Source organism: Sulfitobacter sp. HNIBRBA3233 (assembly GCF_040149665.1).
In the GTDB taxonomy this organism is placed as follows: Bacteria; Pseudomonadota; Alphaproteobacteria; order Rhodobacterales; family Rhodobacteraceae; genus Sulfitobacter; species Sulfitobacter marinivivus.
On sequence record NZ_JBEFLP010000001.1, the window covers coordinates 492458 to 509667 of the forward strand.

23 protein-coding genes are annotated in these 17210 nt (G+C 64.2%); 21 read left to right on the plus strand and 2 right to left on the minus strand.

The features are described from left to right. Positions 1–213: 213 nt before the first annotated feature. Together ABMC89_RS02395 and ABMC89_RS02400 are read left to right on the plus strand one after the other, a co-directional pair. Positions 214–720, plus strand: coding sequence for a hypothetical protein (locus ABMC89_RS02395; protein ID WP_349564809.1), 507 nt, complete (start codon positions 214–216; stop codon positions 718–720). Between the two features lie 98 nt (positions 721–818). Then, entirely contained in the window at positions 819–1415 is a 597-nt protein-coding gene (locus ABMC89_RS02400) for a YceI family protein (RefSeq protein WP_349564811.1), read from the plus strand. An 80-nt stretch (positions 1416–1495) separates the two neighbouring features. On the opposite strand, the gene ABMC89_RS02405 is transcribed toward ABMC89_RS02400, so the two are convergent. Next, the gene (locus tag ABMC89_RS02405) at positions 1496–2692 is read right to left on the minus strand and encodes a cytochrome b/b6 domain-containing protein (protein WP_349564813.1); all 1197 of its coding nucleotides are present in this window, start codon (positions 2690–2692) and stop codon (positions 1496–1498) included. Between the two features lie 184 nt (positions 2693–2876). Here ABMC89_RS02405 and fabD point away from each other — a divergent pair, with 184 nt between their 5' ends. The 4 genes from fabD (at position 2877) to ABMC89_RS02425 (ending at position 5729) form a co-directional block, all read left to right on the plus strand. Beyond that, a complete protein-coding gene (gene fabD / locus ABMC89_RS02410) occupies positions 2877–3809 on the plus strand; it encodes an ACP S-malonyltransferase (protein ID WP_349564815.1) in 933 nt (310 codons plus the stop codon). A gap of 41 nt (positions 3810–3850) precedes the next feature. Then, a complete protein-coding gene (fabG, locus tag ABMC89_RS02415; protein WP_349564817.1) occupies positions 3851–4588 on the plus strand; it encodes a 3-oxoacyl-[acyl-carrier-protein] reductase in 738 nt (245 codons plus the stop codon). A gap of 203 nt (positions 4589–4791) precedes the next feature. Then, positions 4792–5025, plus strand: coding sequence for an acyl carrier protein (locus tag ABMC89_RS02420; protein ID WP_349564819.1), 234 nt, complete (start codon positions 4792–4794; stop codon positions 5023–5025). A gap of 170 nt (positions 5026–5195) precedes the next feature. Continuing rightward, positions 5196–5729, plus strand: a complete 534-nt coding sequence (locus tag ABMC89_RS02425) for a GNAT family N-acetyltransferase (protein ID WP_349564821.1) — start codon at positions 5196–5198, stop codon at positions 5727–5729. A 1-nt stretch (position 5730) separates the two neighbouring features. Here ABMC89_RS02425 and ABMC89_RS02430 read toward each other — a convergent pair whose 3' ends face one another. Further along, a complete protein-coding gene (locus ABMC89_RS02430; RefSeq protein WP_349564823.1) occupies positions 5731–6231 on the minus strand; it encodes a DUF421 domain-containing protein in 501 nt (166 codons plus the stop codon). A 152-nt stretch (positions 6232–6383) separates the two neighbouring features. On the opposite strand from ABMC89_RS02430, the gene fabF reads away from it, so the two are divergent. From fabF to ABMC89_RS02505, 15 genes are all read left to right on the plus strand, one after another. Next, positions 6384–7643 carry a beta-ketoacyl-ACP synthase II gene (gene fabF / locus ABMC89_RS02435; RefSeq protein WP_349564825.1) on the plus strand — a complete coding sequence of 420 codons (1260 nt, stop codon included), beginning with the start codon at positions 6384–6386 and terminating at the stop codon, positions 7641–7643. Continuing rightward, positions 7644–8828 carry an endolytic transglycosylase MltG gene (gene mltG / locus ABMC89_RS02440; protein WP_349564827.1) on the plus strand — a complete coding sequence of 395 codons (1185 nt, stop codon included), beginning with the start codon at positions 7644–7646 and terminating at the stop codon, positions 8826–8828. Positions 8829–9010: 182 nt separating this feature from the next. Beyond that, positions 9011–9364: a hypothetical protein gene (locus tag ABMC89_RS02445; RefSeq protein ID WP_349564829.1), complete on the plus strand. Its 354-nt coding sequence runs from the start codon at positions 9011–9013 to the stop codon at positions 9362–9364. Continuing rightward, a complete protein-coding gene (locus tag ABMC89_RS02450) occupies positions 9300–10643 on the plus strand; it encodes a DNA-packaging protein (protein WP_500812332.1) in 1344 nt (447 codons plus the stop codon). The genes ABMC89_RS02445 and ABMC89_RS02450 overlap by 65 nt, the downstream gene beginning before the upstream one ends. Before the next feature lie 176 nt (positions 10644–10819). Beyond that, complete coding sequence (locus ABMC89_RS02455; protein WP_349564831.1) at positions 10820–11989, plus strand: phage portal protein; 1170 nt, start codon at positions 10820–10822, stop codon at positions 11987–11989. After that, positions 11982–12203 carry a GTA head formation protein, RCAP_rcc01685 family gene (locus ABMC89_RS02460; protein ID WP_349564833.1) on the plus strand — a complete coding sequence of 74 codons (222 nt, stop codon included), beginning with the start codon at positions 11982–11984 and terminating at the stop codon, positions 12201–12203. Before ABMC89_RS02455 ends, ABMC89_RS02460 begins: the two co-directional genes overlap by 8 nt. 24 nt (positions 12204–12227) lie before the next feature. After that, complete coding sequence (locus ABMC89_RS02465) at positions 12228–12863, plus strand: HK97 family phage prohead protease (RefSeq protein WP_349564835.1); 636 nt, start codon at positions 12228–12230, stop codon at positions 12861–12863. Next, complete coding sequence (locus ABMC89_RS02470; protein WP_349564837.1) at positions 12860–14032, plus strand: phage major capsid protein; 1173 nt, start codon at positions 12860–12862, stop codon at positions 14030–14032. Before ABMC89_RS02465 ends, ABMC89_RS02470 begins: the two co-directional genes overlap by 4 nt. Positions 14033–14223: 191 nt before the next feature. After that, positions 14224–14823 (plus strand): head-tail connector protein, encoded by a 600-nt coding sequence (locus ABMC89_RS02475; RefSeq protein WP_349564839.1) that lies wholly within the window; start codon positions 14224–14226, stop codon positions 14821–14823. Further along, complete coding sequence (locus ABMC89_RS02480; protein WP_349564841.1) at positions 14820–15158, plus strand: head-tail adaptor protein; 339 nt, start codon at positions 14820–14822, stop codon at positions 15156–15158. Before ABMC89_RS02475 ends, ABMC89_RS02480 begins: the two co-directional genes overlap by 4 nt. Next, a complete protein-coding gene (locus ABMC89_RS02485) occupies positions 15155–15565 on the plus strand; it encodes a DUF3168 domain-containing protein (RefSeq protein WP_349564843.1) in 411 nt (136 codons plus the stop codon). Before ABMC89_RS02480 ends, ABMC89_RS02485 begins: the two co-directional genes overlap by 4 nt. 37 nt (positions 15566–15602) lie before the next feature. Next, positions 15603–16031: a phage major tail protein, TP901-1 family gene (locus ABMC89_RS02490; protein ID WP_349564845.1), complete on the plus strand. Its 429-nt coding sequence runs from the start codon at positions 15603–15605 to the stop codon at positions 16029–16031. A gap of 1 nt (position 16032) precedes the next feature. Next, on the plus strand, positions 16033–16347 hold the full coding sequence (locus ABMC89_RS02495) for a gene transfer agent family protein (protein ID WP_349564847.1): 315 nt from the start codon (positions 16033–16035) through the stop codon (positions 16345–16347). Beyond that, the gene (locus tag ABMC89_RS02500; protein WP_349564849.1) at positions 16344–16556 is read left to right on the plus strand and encodes a rcc01693 family protein; all 213 of its coding nucleotides are present in this window, start codon (positions 16344–16346) and stop codon (positions 16554–16556) included. Before ABMC89_RS02495 ends, ABMC89_RS02500 begins: the two co-directional genes overlap by 4 nt. Continuing rightward, the gene (locus tag ABMC89_RS02505; RefSeq protein WP_349564851.1) at positions 16543–17205 is read left to right on the plus strand and encodes an RcGTA-type gene transfer agent tail tape measure protein; all 663 of its coding nucleotides are present in this window, start codon (positions 16543–16545) and stop codon (positions 17203–17205) included. Before ABMC89_RS02500 ends, ABMC89_RS02505 begins: the two co-directional genes overlap by 14 nt. The last annotated feature ends 5 nt before the right edge of the window (positions 17206–17210 follow it).

Consider the following 17210-nt stretch of genomic DNA (forward strand, 5'->3'; position numbering starts at 1 on the left):
TGTTTCAAGGCGCATTTCAAAGGTGGGGTTCTATCCTCTTGCGGCCCCACCACGAGAGACTGCGCGGTTCAAAAGTAAGTGCAAGAGAGCGCCCGTATACACGGATACGCGCGTGGCGCAAGCGGTGTCGCGCCAAGCCAATTCCGCACCCGCGCCATCAAGCCGCCGCAGTCGGCGGGCAATCTGATCCCGCCCAGTGAGCGGAAGACCGAGATGAGCCTGACCCTAGACTATGATTTCCTGCCCCCCGCGTTGCCGTGCACGGTGTGCAAGCTTGACGGTGCGCGGATGGTCGCCCGCGCGGCCAGACGGCTGTGCGCGGCTGCATTATGGATCAGTGCGCTGGCCATCTGGATTGCCCCCGGTGCCACCTGGGAAAGCGATATCATGCTGCTGAAACTGCTGCTGTCGCTCAGCGCGATGCTGGGCGCGGCGAGCCTGTGGCTGGCGGGCACGACGCCCGAATTACCAACGGTCGAGATTGATCTGCATACCAAGGAGTTGCGGATGCTGCGCGGGCAGGGGAGACAGCCCAGAAAACTGATCGAGCGGTGCGCGTTCCGCGATCTCGACCGGGCCGAGCTGGAAAATGGCCAGATCGCCTTCTGGGCAAGGGACGGCCGTTTGCTGGTCGGGGTCAGCCTGACCAACGCGACGGCCCACGCCGCATTGCTGGCGGCGCTGCGCGCCGAGGGCAAGCTTGCCAAGCCTGCGGGCTGAGTGTTCGCCTGCGCGCACAGGGTGTTTGGTTGTGCGCGGTTGAGTTTTTGTCGCACGGATCCAGTTTAGGCTTACCTTTTCAAGTCATGGAGACACCGATGAAAAAGCTTCTTCTCGCCACCGCGCTGACAACACTGTCGACGTTCACCGCCGCACAGGCCGAAACATGGTATCCCGATCCGACCCACACGGATGTGGTGATCACCTGGAACCACGCCGGTTTCTCGATGCAGACCGCGAAATTCCACGAAGTCGAGGGGACGCTTGATTTCTCCGAAGGCGATATCGCCAACGCCAAGGCCGATTTCTCGGTCATCGTTGACAGCGTCGACACCGGCGTCGAAGCGCTCGACACCGAACTGGTCGGCGAGAACTTCTTCAACGCGGCAGAGTACCCTGCCATCCGCTTCGTCTCGACTTCGGTCGAGCAGACAGGCGACATGACCGTCAAGGCGACCGGCGAACTGACGATCAAGGATGTCACCGGACCCGCGACTTTCGACATCACCGTGCACAACATGGGCGCGCACCCGCTGGGCGATATGTTCGACTATAACAAGGGCGAATGGCTGGGCATGACTGCGACAACCACCATCATGCGTTCCGAATTCGGCATCGACACGTTTATCCCTGTCGGCTCCGACGAGATCACGATCGACATCAACACAGAGCTGCGCGCGGGTGGCTGGGAATAATCCCACCCCACTTCCGACACCCTGAACGAGAAAAGGCTGCTCCGACCGGAGCAGCCTTTTTTGTGCCCGCCGCCCCGCGTCTAGCGGGTGGCGGTCAGGTCGATCTTTACCACCACCGGGTACTTGAGAGAGCTTTCGCCGCTGAGGTTGTCGCCGATGCCGAAATTGCGACGGTCGAGGGTGACTTCGCCCTGCGCGGTGGCGGTGTCATCGTTGATCAACAGCGAGAAGGGCAATGTCACCGGCACGGTCTGGTCCTTGATGCGCAGCGTACCTTCGGCGGTAAACCCGTCGACACCCACGATCAGATCGGCGGTAAAGGTGGCGGTCGGATAGTCGTCGACGTTGAAGAAATCCGCACCCATGGCCTGATCCGTCACGGAGCCGAGCGTCAAGGATCCGATGGAGACTGTCGTCTCGACCTCGCCCGCCTTGCCCTGTGGCACGGTGGGGTCATAGGAGATCGCCGCGGTCCAGTCGGCAAAGCTGCCGGTAACATCGGAATTGAACTGGGTCACCGTGATTTCGATGGTGCCGTCGGTCACCGTCCAGTCCGAAGCGACCTCTTCAAGGGTTGCCGCCGCCGCGCGGTCACCGCCGTGGGGGGCGTAGACGCCCTGTCCCGCGCCAATGGCAAGGACGATCGCCCAGACCCCCAGCGCCGCCGCAATGGGCTGTCGGCCGCGGCTTTCGGGGGCGGGGGCCACCATACCGTCGGCGCGCCCCAGCATCCGGCGCAGGGTATTGTCCTTGTCAATCAGGTGATGCTTCAGCGCGCCCGCGATATGCGCGAGGATCGTAAAGATCATGACATTGGTAAAGACCCAGTGCAGGCCCCCGAAAAAGGCGGAGACGCTTTCGGATTTCGGCACAAGCGGCAGGCTTTGGCCCAGCGGCCACCAGATCGGCGCGAACCCTTCGCTGGCCGCGTGATGGATCCATCCCGACAGCGGCGCCAGCACCAGCGATCCGTACAAGAGCCAGTGCGCGGCTTCGGCGACGAAGGTCTCGACCCGGCGTTCGGGATGCAGCGGGTCCGGTTTCGGCTGCGCCAGCGCCCAGAGGATGCGCAGCAGCGAGATGAAGAACACGCTGACACCGAGCGTTTTGTGAAGCGAGAACATCCACGCCTTTCGCGCCAGTTGCTCGGAGGTCTCGTAGGGCAATTCATCTGCGATCAGCGCGACGGCGATCAGCGTGAGGACCAAGAGGGCGGTCAGCCAGTGGAAGGCGCGGGTGACGCTGCCATAGAGGCTTTCTGTATTGGAAAGGGACAAGGCGGGGCTCCTGAATAAAGGCCGGTTACCGCAAAACTACGCCGTGCACGCCGCGTGGCAATGGGCGCGGGCGCAGATGTCATGTGCACCAGCTGCGTGTGGCACCCGTCGTGCCGTGCCACTTGTGACGGCGGGTGTGCTTCGCTACACCCGATGTCGCAACAGATAGGCTGAAGGTCAAAAGATGAGCATCGCATTCGTATTTCCCGGTCAAGGCGCGCAGACAATCGGCATGGGCCGCGATCTGGCAGACAGTTATCCCGCCGCACGCGCCGTTTTCGAGGAAGTCGATGATGCGCTGGGTGAAAAGCTGAGCGCGCTCATCTGGGACGGCGATCTGGACACATTGACCCTGACCGAGAACGCGCAGCCCGCGCTGATGGCAACCTCGATCGCCGCGATGCGGGCGCTGGAGGCCGAAGGCGTCGAGGTGACGCGGGCGTCTTTCGTGGCGGGCCACAGTCTGGGTGAATATTCCGCGCTCTGTGCGGCGGGGGTTTTCGGCGTTGCCGATACCGCGCGTCTGCTGCGCACGCGTGGGCGGGCCATGCAGTCGGCGGTGCCCGTGGGCGAGGGGGCGATGGCCGCGATTCTGGGTCTGTCGGCGTCAGATGCCGCGGCATTGGCCGAGCGTGCCGCCGAAGGTGACGTGTGCCAGCTGGCCAACGAGAACGACCCCACGCAGAACGTGATTTCCGGCAGCAAGGCCGCAGTGGAGCGCGCGATTGCCATGGCCAAGGACGCCGGTGCGAAGCGCGCGCTGCCGCTGCCGGTGTCGGCGCCGTTCCACTGCGCGCTGATGGCGCCCGCGGCAGAGGCGATGGACAAGGCATTGGCCGAGGTATCGATGCGCGATCCCAAGGTGCCGGTGGTCGCGAATGTCACGGCGCAGGCGGTGGATACCGCAGCGCCCATCCGCCAGCTTCTTGTCGATCAGGTGACGGGACGCGTGCGCTGGATGACGTCCGTAGAATGGATGGTGGCGCAGGGCGTGAGCGAGTTCTGGGAAATCGGCGCAGGCAAAGCGCTTTCGGGCATGATCCGCCGCATTCACAAGGATGCGGTGCTGCGCAACGTGGGCGTCGCGGCGGATGTGAAGGACGCGGCAGCGAGCTGATCCGCGCTGCACCAAGGAAAAACAATCGAGAGGAAGCGGACATGTTTGATCTGACAGGGAAATCGGCGCTTATTACGGGCGCGTCGGGGGGGATTGGCGCGGATATCGCGCGGGCGCTGCACGGGCGCGGCGCGACGGTCGGCCTGTCGGGCACTCGCACCGAGCCGCTGGAGGCTCTGGCCGCGGAACTGGGCGATCGCGCGCATGTGCTGCCCTGCAACCTCAGCGATATGGAGGCCGTGGACGCGCTGCCGAAACAGGCGATCGAGGCGATGGGCGCGGTCGATATCCTTGTGAACAATGCGGGCATCACCCGTGACAACCTGTTCATGCGGATGTCGGACGACGAATGGCAATCGGTCCTGAACGTGAACCTCACCGCGACGTTCAAGCTGTGCAAGGGTGTGATGCGCGGCATGATGAAGGCGCGATGGGGCCGGATCGTCAATATCTCGTCCATTGTCGGCGCCACGGGCAACGCGGGGCAGGCGAATTACGCGGCTTCGAAGGCCGGTCTGGTGGGCATGTCCAAAAGCCTTGCCTACGAGGTGGCGTCGCGCGGGATCACGGTGAATGCCATCGCTCCCGGCTTTATCGAAACTGCGATGACCGACAAGCTGACCGATGACCAGAAGTCCGGAATCATGGGCCAAATCCCGGCAGGCCGCATGGGCACGCCCGAAGAGATCGCGGCGGCGGTGGTGTACCTTTCCAGCGCCGAAGCCGCCTATGTGACCGGTGCGACCTTGCATGTGAATGGCGGTATGGCCATGTTGTAGAAGCGCTTGCGAAAGCGTTTGCGTCCCGCGTGGCTTGTGCTAAATGGGGCGCAGATTCATCCGCGCGGGCCTGCTTGCAGGTGCGCATCCCCGCATCGCCGGGAAAACGAGCCGCCCCTTTTGGGGCACATGACGTCCCATCCCGAATCTGGCGTGGGCGGCAACCAAAAGGGGCCAACGGTCCAACGAATGAGGAACATTTTATGAGCGACGTCGCAGAACGCGTAAAAAAGATCGTGGTTGAGCACCTTGGTGTGGAAGAGGACAAGGTTGTCGAGAACGCCTCGTTCATTGACGATCTGGGCGCAGACAGCCTCGACACCGTCGAACTTGTCATGGCGTTCGAAGAAGAATTCGGGATCGAGATTCCTGATGACGCCGCCGAGAACATCCAGACGGTTGGCGACGCAGTGAAGTTCATCAAGGAAGCTTCCTGATCCGACTTTCGCAGGCGCGTGGCGCCAGCATGAAATGACCCAGAACGGCGCAGTCCCTTGCGGATTGGCGCCGTTTTTCTTTTTCGGGCGAATTGGTCCTTGCCGGAATCGCCGCGCTGCGGCAATTCTGCGGGTCCAATGCACAATCCAGAGTGAAGGTCATTCACCGCATGTCGCGCAGCATACCAACGATCAATACCCAACGCCTGACCCTCAGGGCGATGCGAGCCGAAGACTTCCCGCGCTTCGCGCAGATCTGGGCCAAGCCCGAAGTCACCGCGCATATCAGCGGCAAGCCCTGGCCGAAAACCCGAAGTTGGGATGCCTTTCTGCGCAATGCGGGCCACTGGCAGATCGCAGGCTTCGGACAGTGGGCGATCCAGTTGCACGGACAGCCTGAAATGGCGGGGCAGACGGGATTTTTCTTCGGGTCGCGCGGATTGGGAGAAGACTTCGATCCGTTTCCGGAAACCGGTTGGGTGCTCGATCCCGTTGCGCAGGGGCAGGGCATGGGCATCGAGGCGGCCGCCGCCGCTCACGACTGGTTTGACCGTGTCGTGGCGGGCCGGACGGTGTGCATGATTACGCCCGAGAACGAAAATTCGCTGAGTATCGCGAAAAGCCTCGGCTATGTCGCGTTGCGCGAGGCCGAGATCGACGGGGATGCCGTTCTGTTGATGACGCGCAAGGGACCGCCGGTCTGATCTAGCGGAGCACGCCCTGCATCACCTCGTCGCTGGGCGGGCTGTCGTCCTTGGTGCCGTGCAGGACGCTGACATCGCCGGTGCTTTCGACAACGACGGCGAAGACATTGCTGATCTGGTATGCGTTGGCCTCGCGCAGTTTTGCCCAGAGATCCGAGCGTGTCATGCCCGCCTTGAGAAGATTGCCCTCCAGAACGGTGCCTTTTTCCATGACCAGCAAAGGCCCGTTGTCGAGCGCGCATTCGACGGTGCCGCTGCGCGCGCGCAGGTTCGCGGTGACAAACTGGACGATGAAAAGAGCGACAAGAGCCACCACAAAGTGCCACACCGGTGTCGAAAGCGTCGTGACAGCCCCCGCGAGCACCGATCCGATGGAGACGGTGATCGCAAAGTCGAAGCCCGACATCTTGGAAAAGCTGCGCAATCCGTGGATGCGGGTCAGCGCGATAATGACCGCGATGGTGAGTGCGGCGCGCAGAGTAATCTGCAAGGCGATATCCATGGGCATCCTCCGGCTGTCGATAGCCAACGCATCCGGATCGAGGTGGTTCCGCATCGGCGGGGGCCTGAGCATCGCGGTCGTAACACTTGAACTTGCAAGTTCCCGCACTGTATAGGCTTCGGAGCATTCATTCTCCGAGAGGCAAAATTATTATGCGCAGAGTGGTCGTGACAGGTCTTGGATTGGTGACGCCTTTGGCCGACGGGGTCGAGGAAAGCTGGAAGCGCATTCTGGATTGCCAGTCGGGCGCGGGCCCGATTACGGGGTTCGATCCCAGCCAGCTGGTGACGCAATACGCCTGCGAAGTGCCTTTGGGCGACGGATCCGATGGTACGTTCAACGCCGATGCCTATATGGCGCCGAAGGACCAGCGCAAGGTGGATACATTCATCCTTTTCGGGATGGCCGCAGCACAGCAGGCGATCGAGGATTCGGGCTGGACGCCGGAAGACCGCGAAAGCCAGGAGCGCACGGGCGTTCTGATCGGGTCGGGTATCGGTGGTCTGAATTCGATCGCCAACACCGCCGTGATGATGGCCGAGAAGGGCCCCAAGCGGGTCAGCCCGTTCTTCGTGCCCGGTGCGCTGATCAACCTGATCTCGGGTCAGGTTTCCATTCGCTACGGGTTTCGCGGGCCGAACCATTCGGTCGTGACCGCCTGTTCGACGGGCGCCCATGCGATCGGGGATGCAAGCCGCCTGATCCAGCACGGGGACGCGGACGTGATGGTCGCCGGTGGCGCCGAAGCGGCGATCTGCGAAATCGGTATCGCCGGTTTCAACGCCTGCAAGGCCCTCAGCACCAAGCGCGGCGATGATCCCAAAAAGGCCAGCCGCCCCTATGACGCCGACCGGGACGGTTTCGTGATGGGCGAGGGCGCGGGGATCGTCGTGCTGGAAGAATACGAGCACGCCAAGGCGCGCGGCGCGAAGATCTATGCCGAGGTGATCGGCTACGGTCTGTCGGGCGATGCCTACCACATCACCGCCCCCTCCGAGGACGGCGAGGGCGGCGAGCGGTCGATGCGCGCGGCCCTGCGCAACGCAGGTCTTGAGCCCAAGGACATCGATTACATCAACGCCCACGGCACCTCGACGATGGCCGACACCATCGAACTGGGCGCGGTCGAGCGGATGATGGGCGAGCACGCCGGCAAGGTGACGATGTCGTCCACCAAATCCGCGACCGGTCACCTTCTGGGGGCTGCGGGCGCGATCGAGGCGATCTTCTCGATCCTCGCGATCCGCGACCAGGTGGCACCGCCGACGATCAATCTGGATAACCCAGCGGTCGAGACCAAGGTGGATCTGGCCCCGAATGCGCCCGTCAAGCGCGAGATCAAGGTCGCACTGAGCAACAGTTTCGGTTTCGGCGGTACAAACGCGAGCGTTCTGTTCGGAAAGGTCGACTAAATGTGGCGACACATCGCGGCAAATGCGATCACCTTCCTCATGGTGGGTCTGTTCCTGCTGGGCGGAATCATCCTGTGGGGTCGGGGGCAGTATGACGCGCCCGGGCCACTGACGCAGGCGGTCTGCGTACAGGTGGACCGCGGCAGTTCCATGCGCCGTGTCAGCGATCAGCTCGTCGAGCAGGGGGCGATCACATCGGCCCCGATTTTCCGGATCGGTGCGGATTACGAGGAAAAGGCCAGCCAGTTGAAGGCGGGCAGTTTCCTCGTGGAACCCGAAGCGTCGATGCAGGAGATCGTGGACGTCATCACCCGTGGCGGTGCCAGCACCTGCGGCACAGAGATCGTGTACCGGATCGGGGTGAACCGCGTCAGCGTGCAGGTGCGCGAACTGGATCCGACGACCAACCGTTTCGTCGAACTGGCCGAATTCGCACCCGAGGCCGAAGAGACACCGGCAGAATACACCGAGACGCTTGAGCAGGCCGACACGCGGCTGCGTATCGCTGTGGCCGAGGGTGTTACAAGCTGGCAGATCGTCAATGCGCTGAACGGGATGGATGTTCTGGACGGCGAAGTTGCGGAAACCCCCGAGGAGGGCACACTGGCCCCCGACAGCTATGAGGTGCGGCGCGGCGACGACCGTGGTGCGCTGCTGGCACGGATGGAGGCGGCGCAGGTTGCCAACCTTGCCGCCGCGTGGGAAGCGCGCGATGACGACCTGCCGATCGAAAGCCCCGAAGAGCTGCTGATCCTCGCGTCGATCATCGAAAAGGAAACCGGTGTCGCGGAAGAACGCGAGCAGGTGGCGAGCGTCTTTGTGAACCGTCTGAATCAGGGCATGAGGTTGCAGACCGACCCCACGGTGATCTACGGGATCACGCGCGGCGAAGGCGTGTTGGGCCGTGGTTTGCGGCGCAGCGAATTGCGTCAGGAAACGCCGTGGAACACTTACGTGATCCCCGGCCTGCCGCCCACGCCGATTGCCAATCCGGGCCGCGCGAGCCTGATGGCCGCGGCCCAGCCGGGCGATACCCCCTATATCTTCTTCGTTGCGGATGGGACCGGCGGGCACGCATTTGCCGAAACGCTGGACGAGCATAACCGCAACGTGGCCCGCTGGCGCGAGATCGAGGCGGAGCGCGGCTCGGCAGCGGCGGGAAATGCCTCTACCGGTGGCAACTGAGCCGGTTCCGGCACGGTTACGCAGCCGTTAATCACCCGCGCTGTCGCTTAGGCGGGTCTTAGCGGCCTCTGTATAGTCTCTGCAGATGCTAGGAGATTTGGGCAAGCGGCTCTGACACCTGGTCAGGGCCGCTTTTCCACGTCTTTCGGTTGGAGTGATCCAAGCGAAAGGACAGTCAAGAGATGAAACTAGTTACCCCGGGCTGCTCGGCTGATGAAGTTGCGGAAGCACAGGCGCTTTATGCTTCGGTGCGTCGCAGGTTGATCGAGCTGAGAGACGAGTTGGAAGATCTGAAGGAACGGATCGCCGCCGGGGGGGAAGTCGATGGAACAGCGGCGATCAAGACCCTCGCACAGATGAACGAGGTCATCGGTCGCTGCCAGAAAGCGGAGTTGTTGGTACATGAATGCATCCATAGGCAAACGGGTGTTGCAAGGGGCGGAGAGGCTTTCGACCTTGAAAGGGCAAGGACTGATATCGGGTGCAAGCTGGATCGCCTCCGCTGCAGCGTCGGTTCAGGAGGGTTTCCTGAATGAACTCGACGAGGGAGAGCTTCGCGCTCTCCCTTTTTTGTTCGAGTTCTGGGCGATGCCGCATCAGCTGCCGCCGGAGGGCGACTGGCGGTCGTGGGTCATCATGGGCGGGCGCGGTGCGGGCAAGACCCGCGCGGGCGCCGAATGGGTGCGCAGCATCGTCGAAGGCGCCGGGCCGCTTGATCCCGGGCAATGCCGGCGCATCGCGCTGGTGGGCGAGACGATCGAGCAGGTGCGCGAGGTGATGATCTTTGGCGACAGCGGAATTCTGGCCTGTTCGCCGCAGGACCGGCGCCCCGACTGGGAGGCAGGGCGCAAACGGCTGGTCTGGCCCAACGGTGCGGTGGCGTCAGTGCATACGGCCCATGACCCCGAAGGCCTGCGCGGGCCCCAGTTCGACGCAGCCTGGGTGGATGAGCTGGCGAAATGGAAGAAGGCCCGCGAGACGTGGGACATGTTGCAATTCGCCCTGCGGCTGGGTCAGCAGCCGCGCGTCTGTGTGACCACCACGCCGCGCAATGTCGGAGTTCTGAAGGATTTGCTGGCCGCGCCCTCGACGGTCACGACCCATGCGCCGACGGACGCGAACAGGGCCAACCTTGCGCAGTCTTTCCTCGACGAAGTGCGCAGCCGGTATCGCGGGACGCGTCTGGGGCGGCAGGAGCTGGACGGGGTGTTGCTGTCGGATGCCGAAGGGGCGCTGTGGACGTCGGAAATGATCGAACGGGCCCGTGTGCGCGAGGTGCCGGCGCTGGACCGCATCGTGGTCGCAGTCGATCCTTCCGTCAGCGGGGGCAACAACGCGGATGCCTGCGGTATCGTCGTGGTCGGGGTCGAGGGCAGTGGTCCGCCGCAGCATTGGCGGGCCTACGTTCTTGCCGACCGGACGGTGCAGGGGATGGGGCCAAGTGGCTGGGCGCGGGCCGCGATCGCCGCGATGGAGGAATTTGGGGCCGACCGGCTGGTGGCGGAGGTCAATCAGGGCGGGCAGCTGGTGCAGGAGGTGATCCGCCAGATCGACCCGCTGGTGCCCTACAAGGGCGTTCACGCATCCCGTGGCAAGGTCGCGCGGGCCGAGCCGGTGGCCGCGCTCTACGAGCAGGGGCGCGTGCGCCATGTGACCGATCTGGATGCGCTGGAGGACCAGATGACGCGCATGACACCGCGCGGCTACGAGGGGCAGGGATCCCCCGACCGCGTCGATGCGCTGGTCTGGGGCTTGCACGAGTTGATGATCGCACCGGCCGCGAAATGGCGACAACCCGGCGTGCGCAGTCTGTAAGGGGACAAGGGGGCCGCGGCCCCCTTTTTCGTGGGTGCTGCGTGGCGGGTGGTGTTGCGCGCAGGTGCGTACGGTCTGGTGTCCGGGTCTTAAACCTTTGGGTGGCAGATTGGTTCTCGACGCAAAGAGGCGGCCCGGAAGGGACGCGCGGCGCAACCAGATGAGAGGCGGTGGGCATGTTTGATTTTCTGCGACGGGGTACGGATGAGGTGGTTGAGACCAAGGCCTCTGCCTCGGGGCGTGTGGTGGCGGTGCAGGGCGCGGGGCGCGCGGCGTGGAGCCCGCGCGATACGGTCTCGCTGACGCGCACGGGTTTTGCCGGAAACCCCGTCGGGTTCCGCTGTGTGAAGCTGATCGCCGAAGCGGCGGCGGCGCTGCCGCTGGTCTTGCAGGATGCCGAGCGGCGGTTCGACAGCCACCCTGTGCTGTCGCTGGTTGCCCGGCCTAACGGTGCCCAGGGCCGTGCCGAGCTGATGGAGGCGCTTTATGCGCAGCTTCTGCTGTCGGGCGACGGATATCTGGAGGCTGTCGGCGGCGAGGGCGGTGTGCCGCTGGAACTGCACGTCCTGCGGTCCGACAGGATGTCGGTTGTGCCGGGTGCGGATGGCTGGCCGGTGGCCTATGAATACGCGGTCGGCGCGCGCCGGCACCGCTTTGACGTGGGCGCTGTTCCCGTGATCTGCCACATCCGCAATTTCCATCCGCAAGACGATCATTACGGCTTTTCGCCGATGCAGGCGGCGGCAACGGCGCTGGATGTCCACAATGCGGCCTCGCGCTGGTCGAAGGCGCTGCTGGACAATGCCGCGCGCCCTTCCGGTGCGATCATCTACAAAAGCGCCGACGGGCAGGGCAGCCTGAGCACTGACCAGTACGAGCGGCTGGTGAGCGAAATGGAAAGCCATCATCAGGGCGCGCGCAACGCGGGACGACCGATGCTGCTGGAAGGCGGGCTGGACTGGAAGCCGATGGGGTTCTCGCCTTCGGATATGGAGTTCCAGAAAACCAAGGAGGCCGCGGCGCGCGAGATTGCGCTGGCCTTCGGAGTGCCGCCGATGCTGCTGGGGATTCAGGGTGATGCGACCTACGCCAACTATCAGGAGGCGAACCGCGCCTTCTATCGCCTGACGGTGCTGCCGCTTGCGGCGCGGGTAACGGCGACGCTCGGCCACTGGTTGGCGGGGTTCAGCGGTGACGCGGTCGAATTGCGCCCCGACCTCGACCAGGTTCCGGCATTGGCTGCCGAACGTGACGCGCAATGGGCGCGGGTCGCCGGTGCGAGTTTTCTGACCGATGCGGAGAAGCGCAGCCTCCTGGGGCTGCCTGCGGTGGCCGCAGATGAGTGAGTTGCCGGTAGAGCGCTTTCAATGCGCGCCGGGGATGCGATTGCAGGCGCACGAGCGGGTGAGCGCGATCCATTTCGGGCATCTCGACAAGCGTCTCGAGCGGATCGAGGTGATGATGGAAAGGCTTGAGCGCAGGCTGTGGTTGACCGTCTACGGGGTTGTCGCCGTGATCCTGGCGCAGGCGGTGCATCCGGTGCTGGTGGTCACACCATGACGCGAATTTAGCGGGAGAATCCAGATGGATATGAGTGGAATGAGCTTCGGGCAACGCCCGGAGAACGGCGGCGGCTTGCCCGGTCTTGAGCGCAAGTTCGTGAAGTTCGACGCGGTCGAGGGCATTGCCGAAGGGGTCGAGATCCGCGGCTATGCGTCCTTTTTCGGGGACGTGGATCAGGGGAATGACGTGGTCCAGAAGGGCGCCTATGCCGCCAGCCTGAAGGTGCTGAAAGACGGCGGGCGCGGCGTGAAGATGCTGTGGCAGCACGACCCCGCCCAGCCCATCGGCGTCTGGGACGTGGTGCGCGAGGACGCGCGGGGCCTGTTCGTGAAGGGCCGGATCCTGAAATCCGTCGCAAAGGGCCGCGAAGCGATCGCGCTGATCGAGGCGGGTGCGATCGACGGGTTGTCGATCGGGTACCGGACCGTGAAAGCGACCAAGAACACCAAGGGCCAGCGGCTCTTGCAGGAACTGGAGCTTTGGGAGGTGTCGCTGGTGACCTTTCCGATGCTGCCCAGTGCGCGGGTGGGGGCGAAGGCGGACAGCTGGCGCAGCCTCTACGATGTCCTGCGTGACATGGCGGCGGTTTTCGATGCGGCGCGCGCCGAGATCGACCCGCGGCAGACTGAAACCAGAAGCAAAGGGGAATGCAGATGAGCAGGACCGAAGACATGCCCGGGAATGATCTATCCCCGGCGGAGGACGTGCGGCGGGCCGTGACCGGCTTTGTCAGTGAGTTCAAAGGCGTACAGGCCAAAATCGAAATGAAACTTCAACAAACGGAAGAGCGAATGAACATGCTGGATCGAAAGACTATGACAGCGCAGCGCCCGCCACTGGCCGGTGCGACGGATAGCGGTGCACCGCACAAGAAGGCTTTTCACGCCTATGTGCGCAACGGCGATGACGACGGGCTGCGCGGCCTCGAGCTGGAGGGCAAGGCGCTGTCCACGGCGGTGAATTCCGACGGCGGATACCTCGTTGATCCGCAGACGTCCGACATCGTGAAATCGGTGCTGAACTCGACCGCGTCGATCCGTGCGATTGCGCAGGTGGTGAACGTCGAGGCGACGTCTTACGACGTGCTGGTCGACCATTCGGATGTGGGTGCCGGCTGGGCCACCGAATCCGCGACGGTCGGGGAAAGTGACACGCCGCAGATCGACCGGATCACGATCCAGCTGCACGAGCTGAGCGCGCTGCCCAAGGCGTCGCAGCGTCTTCTGGATGATGCCGCGTTCGATATCGAAGGTTGGCTGGCGGGCCGGATCGCGGACAAGTTCGCACGCGCCGAGGCCGGTGCCTTCATCAACGGTGACGGGATCGACAAGCCCAAGGGCTTCCTCGCACACGCCGCCGTCGACAACGATGTCTGGGCCTGGGGCAATCTGGGCTATGTGCCGACAGGCACTGCCGCAGAGGTCGATGCGGATGCCATCGTCGACCTGGTCTATGCGCTGGGTGCGCAGTACCGCGCCAACGCCAGCTTTGTGATGAATTCCAAGGTTGCGGGCATCGTGCGCAAGCTCAAGGATCTGGACGGCCGTTTCCTGTGGTCCGACGGTCTGTCTGCGGGCGAACCCGCGCGGCTGATGGGCTATCCCGTGCTGATCGCCGAGGATATGCCCGATGCAGGCACCGGATCGATGTCGATCGCGTTCGGTGATTTCGCGGCCGGATACACCATCGCGGAGCGCCCCGATCTGCGCATTCTGCGCGATCCCTTCAGTGCCAAGCCACACGTCCTGTTCTACGCAACCAAGCGCGTGGGCGGTGATGTCAGCGACTTCGCGGCCATCAAACTGCTGAAATTCGGAACGTCCTGAACGGGCGTGACGGATGCCGGGGTGGCCATTGAGCCGCCCCGGTGCCCGGGCACATGCCCTTAACTGATGCCTTTGTGTTGTCTAGCTGCTCCCCTCCGACCGAGCAATGCAAAGGCGGGGGTGTGTGTCCGGACGAAGGGGGGAAGCGGCCTGCCGGCCGGGATGTGACAAGGTTTGAGAAAGGCTTTGCGATGTTGATCGAAGAGACGAATGTGCCCGATGCGGCCCTGCCGGTAGATGCTTTCAAGGCGCATTTGCGTGTCGGAAGCGGATTTGCCGAAAGCGGCCTGCAGGACGAGGTTTTGAGCAGTTTCCTGCGGGCCGCGATGGCCGCGGTCGAGGCGCGCACCGGGAAGGTGCTGATGGCGCGTGAATTTACGCAAGTGGTCAGCGGGCTTTCGGTGCCGGACGCGGTGCTTTTGACTGCCGCACCGGTTACCGTGATCGCCGCGGTCTCCTTGGTATCGCGGGCGGGGGACGAACAGGTGCTGGACCCTGGTCTCTACTGGCTGGAACGCGACAGCCACGCGCCGCGCCTGCGTGCCACCGGGGCCTGTCTGACGGGGCCCGAGACAGGGGGCGAACTGCGGGTGCGGTTCCTGGCCGGTTACGGTGCGGAATGGGACGAGGTCCCCGCGGACCTGCGCCAGGCCGTGATGATGCTGGCGGCCCATTATTACGAGTACCGCCACGATACTGCCCTCGGCGACGGGTGCATGCCCTTTGGCGTCACCTCCCTGATCGAGCGGTTCCGGGTCTTCCGGATGGGCCCGGGCGGGGTGCGGGCATGAGCGCGCCGCGGCTGAACCGCAAGCTGGTGCTGGAGGCGCCGGACCGTCTGGGTGACGGGGCCGGTGGCTACGTCAGCGGCTGGGTGCCCTTGGGGGTCCTCTGGGCCGAGATCGTGCCGCGCACCGGCGGAGAAACCGCGCGCACCGGAGCGCCCGTCAGCCGGATGCGATACCGCGTGACCGTGCGCGGCGCGGATTTCGCAAGTGACGCGCGGCCCGCAGCGCAGCAGCGCTTTCGCGAGGGCGAGCGGATTTTCACGATCGAGGCGGTGACAGAGCGCGACCCGGAGGGCCGCTATCTGACCTGCTATGTCGAAGAGGAGCAGGTGGTATGACCTATGCCGTTTCGCAGGCCCTTCAGGCGGCCGTTTTCGACGTGCTGTCCACCGATCCGGCGGTTGCTGCCGAGGTTGGCAGCGCAATCTATGACGCGGTCCCCGCTGGCGCGGTTCCCGATATCTATCTGCGACTGGGGTCGGAGACCGTGCGCGATGCCTCGGACGGCAGCGGCGCGGGGTCGGAGCATATGCTCACCGTGTCGGTGATTACCGTGAGCCCGGGATTTTCCAGTGCAAAGGCGGCGGCGGCGGCAGTCAGCGATGCGCTGCACGGCGCCGATCTGGCGCTGGCGCGGGGCCGGCTGGTGTTCATGCGATTCGACCGGGCCAGCGCCCGCCGCATCGACAGCGCAAGTGCGCGCCAAATCGACCTGCGCTTTCGCGCGCGGGTTCAGGACGACTGAGTTCAACGCCAACAGGCTTTTTAAAGGAGAGATCACGATGGCTGTTCAGGCAGGCAAGGACCTTTTGGTCAAGGTGGACATGTCCACGGACGGTAATTTCGAAACCCTCGCAGGGCTTCGTGCCACGCGCATCAGCTTCAACGCAGAGGCCGTGGATGTGACCGCGCTCGACAGTGCGGGAGGCTGGCGCGAGCTGCTTGCAGGGGCGGGCGTGCGATCTGCGGCGATCAGCGGATCGGGTGTGTTTCGCGATGCCGCGACGGACGAACGCGCACGGGAGTTGCTGTTCGACGGTCTGACACCGGATTTCCAGATCGTGATCCCCGATTTCGGCATCGTGCAGGGACCGTTTCAGGTCACGGCACTGGAATACGCGGGCCAGTTGAACGGGGAGGCCACCTATGAGCTGAGCCTCGCGTCGGCGGGCGAGATGCAATTTGTCCCAGACGTAGATCCGGTGGTCTGACATGACCAACCGGTGGAGGGGGGAAGTGGCGCTGACCATTGATGGCAAGCTGCACCAGATGCGCCTGACGCTGGGCGCGCTGGCGGAGCTGGAGGAGGATCTGGACGCCTCGACACTGCTGGAACTGGTCGAGCGGTTCGAGAGTGGCCGGTTCAGTGCCCGCGATATTCTGGCGCTTCTTCATGCCGGATTGCGCGGCGGCGGATACCAGACGGACCCCGATGCGCTGGCACAGGCGCATATCGAAGGCGGTCCGGTGGCGGCGTCGCGTGCGGCAGCCGAGCTGCTGGCGCGGGCCTTTGCGGTGCCACAGTGAGTGCCGCCTTCGACTGGCCCGCGCTGATGCGCGCGGGGCTGCATGTTCTGCGGCTGACACCGCGCGAGTTCTGGGCGCTCACGCCCGGAGAGCTTCAGACCATGCTGGGCGCGGGAACGGGAACCAAGCCGCTGTTGCGCGGCGGTCTGGAGGCGCTGATGGCGGCCTATCCGGACAAGCGAAAGGACAAAGACGATGCAGGACGATGACAGCTTCGATGACTTGCAGACGGATGCGCAGGCGCTGAACCAGACGCTGGGGCAGACGGCGACCCTGGTGTCGGGTTTTGACAGCGAATTACGGCGCATGCGCACGTCGCTCACCGCGACGGGCAAGGACATGGCAACACTGGAAAAAGGGCTGAGCCGTGGATTGCGCCGCGCGTTCGACGGGGTGGTCTTTGACGGCATGAAGCTGAGCGATGCGCTGTCGACGGTCGCGCAGTCTCTGTCGCGCACCGCCTATAACGCCGCGATGAAGCCGGTGACCGACCATTTCGGCGGGCTTATCACCCAAGGGATCGGCGGGTTGGTGCAGGGCATACTGCCCTTTGCCAACGGTGCGCCCTTCAGTCAGGGGCGTGTCATGCCTTTCGCCGATGGCGGCGTCGTGACCCAGGCCACGCATTTCGGGATGCGCGGGGGGATCGGCGTGATGGGCGAGGCCGGACCCGAGGCGATCATGCCGCTGTCGCGCGGCCCCGATGGCAAGCTGGGCGTCAGGATGGCGGGCAGCGGGGGCGCGCCGACGGTGGTGATGAATATCACAACGCCCGATGTGGCCGGGTTCCAGCGGTCCCGCAGCCAGATCGCGGCCCAGATGAGCCGCGCGCTGAGCGCCGCACAGAAGAACCGTTAGGGAGA